6 protein-coding genes and 1 pseudogene are annotated in these 6,926 nt (G+C 73.7%); 3 read left to right on the top strand and 4 right to left on the bottom strand.

Features of this window, described 5'->3' with window-relative positions; all coding sequences use genetic code 11:
• Positions 1–206 (top strand): annotated as a pseudogene (locus ACY5KJ_RS12870) (aa3-type cytochrome oxidase subunit I); the annotation flags it as partial.
• Here ACY5KJ_RS12870 and ACY5KJ_RS12875 read toward each other — a convergent pair.
• The 3 genes from ACY5KJ_RS12875 to gabT all read right to left on the bottom strand — a co-directional run bounded on the left by ACY5KJ_RS12875 (position 190) and on the right by gabT (position 3,526).
• On the bottom strand, positions 190–1,170 hold the full coding sequence (locus ACY5KJ_RS12875) for a diacylglycerol/lipid kinase family protein (RefSeq protein WP_462188853.1): 981 nt from the start codon (positions 1,168–1,170) through the stop codon (positions 190–192). The pseudogene ACY5KJ_RS12870 and the gene ACY5KJ_RS12875 overlap by 17 nt on opposite strands.
• A 108-nt stretch (positions 1,171–1,278) precedes the next feature.
• Positions 1,279–1,923 (bottom strand): DUF6758 family protein, encoded by a 645-nt coding sequence (locus ACY5KJ_RS12880; RefSeq protein ID WP_462188852.1) that lies wholly within the window; start codon positions 1,921–1,923, stop codon positions 1,279–1,281.
• 175 nt (positions 1,924–2,098) lie between these two features.
• Positions 2,099–3,526, bottom strand: a complete 1,428-nt coding sequence (gabT, locus tag ACY5KJ_RS12885) for a 4-aminobutyrate--2-oxoglutarate transaminase (protein WP_462188851.1) — start codon at positions 3,524–3,526, stop codon at positions 2,099–2,101.
• A 271-nt stretch (positions 3,527–3,797) separates the two neighbouring features.
• On the opposite strand from gabT, the gene ACY5KJ_RS12890 reads away from it, so the two are divergent.
• Positions 3,798–5,240, top strand: coding sequence for an aldehyde dehydrogenase family protein (locus tag ACY5KJ_RS12890; RefSeq protein WP_462203433.1), 1,443 nt, complete (start codon positions 3,798–3,800; stop codon positions 5,238–5,240).
• A gap of 85 nt (positions 5,241–5,325) precedes the next feature.
• The gene (locus ACY5KJ_RS12895; protein WP_462203434.1) at positions 5,326–6,195 is read left to right on the top strand and encodes a PHP domain-containing protein; all 870 of its coding nucleotides are present in this window, start codon (positions 5,326–5,328) and stop codon (positions 6,193–6,195) included.
• 63 nt (positions 6,196–6,258) lie between these two features.
• Here the strand turns inward: ACY5KJ_RS12895 and ACY5KJ_RS12900 are convergent, their stop codons facing one another.
• Positions 6,259–6,777 carry a MarR family winged helix-turn-helix transcriptional regulator gene (locus ACY5KJ_RS12900; RefSeq protein ID WP_462188854.1) on the bottom strand — a complete coding sequence of 173 codons (519 nt, stop codon included), beginning with the start codon at positions 6,775–6,777 and terminating at the stop codon, positions 6,259–6,261.
• Between the last annotated feature and the right edge of the window lie 149 nt (positions 6,778–6,926).

The following is a 6,926-nucleotide window of genomic DNA, read 5'->3' on the forward strand; positions in this document are numbered from 1 at the left end:
GGACGCTGCCGCGCATCCGCTCCGAACGCCCGGCCTTCGACCTGCACTATCCCCAGGCAGCCGGCCGCATCGACTACCATGCGACCCCCGAGATCACACTGACCCCCGAGACCACGCCGAGGCCCGAGACCGCGGACCCGGCCGAACCCACCGCGGCCGAACCCGACCGCCCGGCCCCGGAATCCGGCTTCAGGACCCCGGAATAACCGGCACGAGCAGCCGCAGGGCACCGGGGCGCACGACAATCTCCGCCGGCAGCGACGCCAGCGGATCGCCGTCGGCGTAGACGGCGAAGGGCCGGTCGGCCTCGACGCGCACCCGCCGGGCCCGCAGCACCCGCACGTGCCGGGTGTCGACGTGATGCCCGGAGAACACCCGCGGGAACAGCGCCAGGAACGTCAGGCGGGAGGTGCGCGAGATCAGCAGGACGTCCAGCAGCCCGTCGGCGATGTCCGCCCCCGGGGCGAACCGCATCCCGCCGCCGTAATACGCCGAGTTCGCCGCCGCGACCGTCCACCCGACCAGGTCCCGAGGTGCGAGGTCGTCCACCGTCACCGTGAAGCGCGCCGGGCGCCAGGCAGCCAGCGCCCGCAGCGCCGCGTAGGTGTAGACCTGCTGGCCGCGCAGGAACCGGGTCCGGTTGGCGATCACCTGGACGTCGGAGTCGTAGCCGACGCTCGCGATCCCGAGAAACGGCCGGCCGCCGACCTCGGGCAGGTCGACCCGGCGTTCCCGGGCGTGCGCGAGCCCGGCCGCGACGCGGCACGGGTCGCGGGGCAGGCCGAGACCACGCACGAAGTCGTTGCCGCGCCCGCCGGGGAGCACCGCGAGCACGCCGCCGCAGCGGGCCACCCCCCCTGCCACCGCGCCGGCTAGGCCGTCGCCCCCGAGCGCGACCACGACCCGGCCCTGGGCGGTGGCCGCCGCCGCGAGATCGTCCGCATGGGCGAGGTCGCGGGTCGGGGTGACCCGGACGTCCCGTGCCCAGCGCGCGAGCTCGGCGCGGACGCCGTCGAGCATCCGCATCGCCCGCCCGTGACCCGCGCTCGGGTTGACGATCACGGCCAGCCGGTAACGGTCGACCTCGGCGGGTTCGACCCGGACCGGCTGCGGCGCCACCGTACCGAGGCTTCCCCAGGAGGGTGTGCGGGAGGCAGCGGCGTCCGTCATGGTGAGCGAGCTTACGGGCGGGTGCACCAAGTCCCCCAGCGGCCGGGGTTCCGGGGCCGGGGTTCCGTGACCGAGATCCCGTGACCGAAATCCCGTGACCATGGCGGCTCACCGCCCGGGCAGCGACCCCGCGGACAGATGCTGGCTTGAGGCGCCGAAGAACGACCGCTCGCCGAGCTGCGGATCGTCGCGCAGGTCCCGCAGCACGAGGTGTTCCAGCAGGAGCAGGGCCGCGTCGGCCGGCCAGAGCACCAGCCACAGCCACACCCCCCGGGCCTCCCCGACGAACGCCGCCCGATCGGGGGGTACGACCAGCGGCCACAACGCCGTGGGATGCCCGGCGGCCTCGACCTTCGCCTCCGGTACGCCGGGCAGCGGTTCGGGATCGGGACCGCTGATGCCCGCGAGCCGGGCGCCGAGTCCCACCCGAGGCGCCTCGGCGACAAGCACCATCTCGGCCGGCCCGCCCAACGGGGAGGGCCCGGCGGCGGCGACTGCCGTAGCACGCGGCCCGGTACGCTCGTCACCGGCCCAGCCGACACCGCTGACGTACCAGTGGACCGGCATCGGCTGCGGCAACCAGACCGGGACCGTCGAGGTCCTCGACAGCGCGTGGAGCGCCTGTTCCCGCGACGACACCGCAGTGCGGTAGGGACTCACCTCCCCGTGATCGTCACACCGCCACTGGCTGCTCCACAGATCGGGTGGACGCAGCGGTCCGAGACAGCGCGGGCAGGCCGCAGCAATGGTCACCGGGCGCCTCCTGGCGTAGGTGGAGATGTCGCCGAACATCGGCACTCCGGCACCGGTATGCCCTCGGCTTTCCACCCGCAATCGCCCCACCAGGTTTCCACCCGCAATCGCCCCACCTGGGCAGATGTGCCGAACAGCCGGGTGCGCCACCCCTCCGTCACCCTCCAGCCCTCCGTCACGCCTCCGGGCGGGCCGGGAAGGGAGGCTGACGGCGCGCCGCGAGCTCCGCGAACGCCTCGTCGAGGAGATCGAGGCCGGCCAGCAGCAACGACTCCTCAATCACCAGCGGTGGCAGCAGCCGGAGCACGTTGCCCCAGGTGCCCGCGGTGAGCACGATCAGGCCGCGACGATGGCAGGCCGCGGCCGCGGCGGCGGTGAGAACCTTGTCCGGGCTGTCGTCGCCGGCGCCCCGGACCAGCTCCAGGGCGACCATCGCGCCCCGCCCCCGGACGTCCCCGACGAAGTCGTACCGCTCGCGCAACGCGTGCAGGCGGGGCAGGGCGATCTCGCCGATCCGGCGGGCCCGGCCGGCCAAGCCCACGGACTCGATGAGGTCGATCGCGGCGAGAGCCGCAGCGCAGGCCGCCGGATTCCCCCCGTAGGTGCCGCCGAGGCCGCCGGCCTGGGGGGCATCCATGATCTCCGGACGGCCGGTGACGGCCGCGAGCGGCAAGCCGCCGGCGATGCCCTTGGCGGTGGCGATGAGATCCGGGACGACACCTTCGTGCTCGCAGGCGAACATCGTCCCGGTCCGGGCGAACCCGGTCTGCACCTCGTCCGCCACGAACACGATCCCCGAAGCCGTACAGAACTCGGCGAGGCGGGGCAGGAACCCGGTCCCGGGGACGATGAAACCGCCCTCCCCCTGGATCGGCTCGATGACCATCGCGGCGACGGACGCGGCTCCGATCTCGTCCCGCACGAGCTCGATCACCCGCTCGGCGGCCTCCTCCCCGCAGCGGTCGGGACCGGTCGGCCAGCGGTAGGGATACGCCAGCGGCATCCGGTAGACCTCGGGCGCGAACGGCCCGAACCCGCTCTTGTAGGGCATCGACTTCGCGGTCATCGCCATCGTCAGGTTCGTCCGGCCATGGTAGGCGTGCTCGAAGACGACGACCGCGTCCCGGCCGGTCGCACTACGCGCGATCTTGACGGCGTTCTCGACGGCCTCCGCTCCGGAGTTGAACAATGCCGAGCGCTTCTCGTGGGTACCCGGCGTCAGCCGGTTCAGCGCCTCGCAGACGGCGATATAGCCCTCGTACGGCGTCACCATGAAGCAGGTGTGGGTGAACCGGCCAATCTGCTCGCGCACGGCCTCGACAACCTCGTCCGCGGCGTTGCCGACGCTGACCACCGCGATCCCCGAACCGAAGTCGATGAGCGAGTTGCTGTCCACGTCGACCACGACCCCGCCGCCCGCCGCGTGCGCGTAGACCGGGAGGGTCTCACCGACCCCCCGGGCCACGGCGCCGGCGCGGCGCGCGGCGAGTGCCCGGGACCGCGAGCCGGGGATCTCGGTGTACAGACGCAGCTCCTGGGGCAGCCGCGGGCCGCCGGTGGCGGGCAGGCCGGTTCCGGTCGCCGCCTGGTTAGGAATGGTCATCGTCGGCTCCTACCTGATCGTCTGCCTGCGCACATACCCTGTCCACGGCCACGGCCACCCGCGCCGCGGCCCTGGCCTGGCCTGGCCTGGCCTGGCCTGGCCATCGTCCCCCGCCGCCGGGATCCGGTCGGTGGTCCTCGGGCGGGACCGGGCGCGCCGCCGGCACCCCGCCCGCACGGGCGCCTAGAATGAGCTCGATGGTGATGACGACGGCAGGCGGCTCGACGCCAGGCGGCCCGATGGCCGCCCGCGCCGACCGGTCATCCGCGCGATGAGCGAGCCGACGCCGTTCTGGCTGGCAGGCAAGCCGGCCACCGGGCCGGCGGCGACCACCGTCCGGCACCCGTTCGACGGCGCGGAGGTCGCCGTCGTCGCGCAGCCGGACCCCGACCAGGTTGAGACGGCCGTGGCCGCCGCGGCGGCGGTCGCGCCAGCGTTCGCGGCGCTGCCGGCCCACGTCCGCGCCGGCGCGCTCGCCGCCGTGTCGAAGGAGATCGCCCGTCGGGGCGACGAACTGGCCCGTCTCATCACCGCGGAGAGCGGTAAGCCGCTGACCTGGTCGCGTGCCGAGGTGGCCCGGGCGAGCTCCACCTTCCGCTGGGGGGCGGAGGAGGCCCGGCGCTTCGCCGGGGAGCTGACCAGGCTGGACACCGATCCCACCGGGGAGGGACGGCTCGCGCTCACCCGGCGTTTCCCCCGCGGGCCCGTGCTGGGCATCACCCCCTTCAACTTCCCGCTCAACCTGGTCGCCCACAAGGTGGCGCCGGCGCTGGCGGTCGGCGCGCCGATCATCGTGAAGCCGGCCCCGCGCACGCCGCTGTCGGCGCTGTTCCTCGGCGACCTGCTCGCCGACGCCGGCTTGCCCGAGGGGTCGTGGTCGGTCCTCCCGATCCCCAACGACCGCCTCGGCCCGCTCATCGCAGACCCTCGGCTGCCTGTGGTGTCCTTCACCGGTTCCGGCCCGGTGGGCTGGTCCATCCGCGACGCGGTCCCCCGCAAGCACGTGGTCCTCGAACTCGGCGGGAACGCGGCGGTGCTGGTCGCCGCCGACTACGCGGCTCCCGCCGACCTGGCCCGGGCCGCCGGCCGCATCGCCCTGTTCGCCAACTACCAGGCCGGCCAGTCGTGCATCGCCGTGCAGCGGGTCTACGCAGACCGCACGATCATCGACGAGCTGCTCGCCGAGATCGTCGCCGCCGTGCGGGCGCTGCACGACGGGGATCCGGCCGACCCGGCCACCGACGTGGGGCCGCTGATCGACGTCGCGGCGGCGGAACGGGTCGAAGCGTGGATCATCGAGGCCGTCGAGGCGGGGGCGACACTCGTCTGCGGCGGGACGCGCCACGGCACGAGTCTCAGCCCGGCCGTACTGACCGACGTTCCGCTCACCGCCAAGGTGGTAGGCGAGGAGGTCTTCGGCCCAGTGATCGTCGTAGCGGCGGTCGACGGCGTCAACGAGGGCTTCGCCCGGATCAACGACAGCGCCTACGGCCTGCAGGCCGGGGTGTTCACCCACGACCTGGCCACCGCGTTCCGCGCCCACCGGGAGCTCCAGGTCGGGGGGGTCGTCATCGGCGATGTCCCGTCGTACCGGGCCGACCAGATGCCCTACGGTGGGACGAAGGGTTCCGGCATCGGGCGGGAGGGGGTCCGCTCGGCCATGACCGACCTCACCGAGGAGCGGGTGCTGGTCCTGACCGATCTGGACCTGTAGGCCTCACCGCCCGCCTGCCGCCCGCCGCCACCGCCTCCCGCCCACATCATCGCCGCGCGGCGAAAAGCTGCCACTATGAAGCATTATGGAGCGGGTGGCCATCGACCTGCACACCCATTCGACCGCCTCGGACGGCCTGGAGTCACCGGAGAACCTCGTCCGGCTCGCGGCCGGGCAGGGCCTGTCGGTCCTCGCGCTCACCGACCACGACACCATCGCGGGCATCGGCCGCGCGGCCGCGGCCCTGCCGGCCGGGCTGACCCTGGTGCCGGGCGCCGAGATCTCCTGCCAGGTCGAGGTAGCAGGTGCCTGGGTATCCCTGCACGTGCTGGCCTACCTGTTCGACCCGGCCGAGCCGGCGTTCGCGGCGGCCCGGGCCCAGGTGCGAGAACATCGCGCCACCCGGGCCCGTCGGATGGTCGACCGGCTCACCGCGGACGGGCATCCGGTGCGCTGGGAACGGGTCTTGGAGCTGGCGGCCGGCACGGTGGGCCGGCCCCACATCGCCGCGGTCATGGTCGAGACCGGGCTGATCCCCGAGGTGGCGGCCGCGTTCAGCAACCGGTGGATCGGCGCGGGCGGACCGTACTGGGTGGGCAAGGAGCAGCCGGACGTCTGGGAGGCGCTTCGCCTCATCCACGGCGCCGGCGGGGTGAGCGTGTTCGCGCACCCGTTCGCGAGCAGGCGCGGCGTCACGGTCGGTCCCGAGGTGATCGAGGCGATGGCGAAGGCGGGCCTGACCGGCCTCGAGGTCGATCACCCCGATCACCTACCCGTCGAGCGGCGCCGGCTACGTGGCCTCGCTGCCGAGCTCTCGCTGGTGGCGACCGGTTCCAGTGACTTCCACGGCGCCAGCAAGCCTCAGGGGCTCGGGGCCGAGACCACCTCCCGGGAGACCTACGAGGCGTTGGTCTCCGCCGCGCGGGGGGCGGTCCCGATCACCGCGTCCGGATGACCGGCCGGGGTACCGGCCGGGGTGCGGTGCCGGCAGGCCGTGGCGCCGGCAGGCCGTGGCCGCTCAGGCGTCCGCGCCGCACCCCCGGCCGTTGCCACCCGGCCTCGGCGGGCTCAGCCGGCCCAGCAGCTCGGCGAGCAGGTCCTGCTCGGTTCGGCTGAAGTGGGAGAGCACGTGCCGGGCGACCCCCTTGAGGTGGGTGCCCGAGGCCGCCCGCAACCGGTCGAGCCCCTGCGGGGTGAGGGTGGCGAGCGTGCCGCGGGCATCCGATGGGCAGGACCGCCGGGCGACCAGTCCCTCCCGTTCCAGCCGGTCGACCAACCGGGTGAGACCGCTGCGGGAGAGCAGCACCGCCTGGGCGAGTTCGCTCATCCGCAACTCGCCGTTCGGGGCCTCGGCGAGCTGGACCAGCACGTCGTACGAGGCCAGGGGAAGCCGGTGAGCCGCCTCGAGCTCGGCCTCGAGGACCCGGGTCACGTGGGCATGGGAGTGCAGCAGCTCACGCCAGGCCCGCATCCCATGTTCGTCGACCCAGTCCTCGCCGGTCTCGGAGCTGGCGCCGAACATCTCTTCGACTGCCATCGCGTCCTCCCGCCCCCGCACGATCAGCCTACGTCGCGGCCCGCCCGCAAAACCGTCCCAAGCAGCCGCCTCCGTCACCGGGACACATACCAGGCACAGACCAGGCATATACCGTGGATCTGTCGCTGATCTTGTCATCGAACTGGCCC

The sequence above is a fragment of the Frankia sp. CcWB3 genome (genome assembly GCF_977927595.1).

Coding starts and splice junctions, on each gene's coding strand:
- ACY5KJ_RS12875 (WP_462188853.1), bottom strand. CDS start 1,170: ATGACGGACGCCGCTGCCTCCCGCACACCCTCCTGGGGAAGCCTCGGT.
- ACY5KJ_RS12895 (WP_462203434.1), top strand. CDS start 5,326: ATGGAGCGGGTGGCCATCGACCTGCACACCCATTCGACCGCCTCGGAC.
- ACY5KJ_RS12890 (WP_462203433.1), top strand. CDS start 3,798: ATGAGCGAGCCGACGCCGTTCTGGCTGGCAGGCAAGCCGGCCACCGGG.
- gabT (WP_462188851.1), bottom strand. CDS start 3,526: ATGACCATTCCTAACCAGGCGGCGACCGGAACCGGCCTGCCCGCCACC.
- ACY5KJ_RS12900 (WP_462188854.1), bottom strand. CDS start 6,777: ATGGCAGTCGAAGAGATGTTCGGCGCCAGCTCCGAGACCGGCGAGGAC.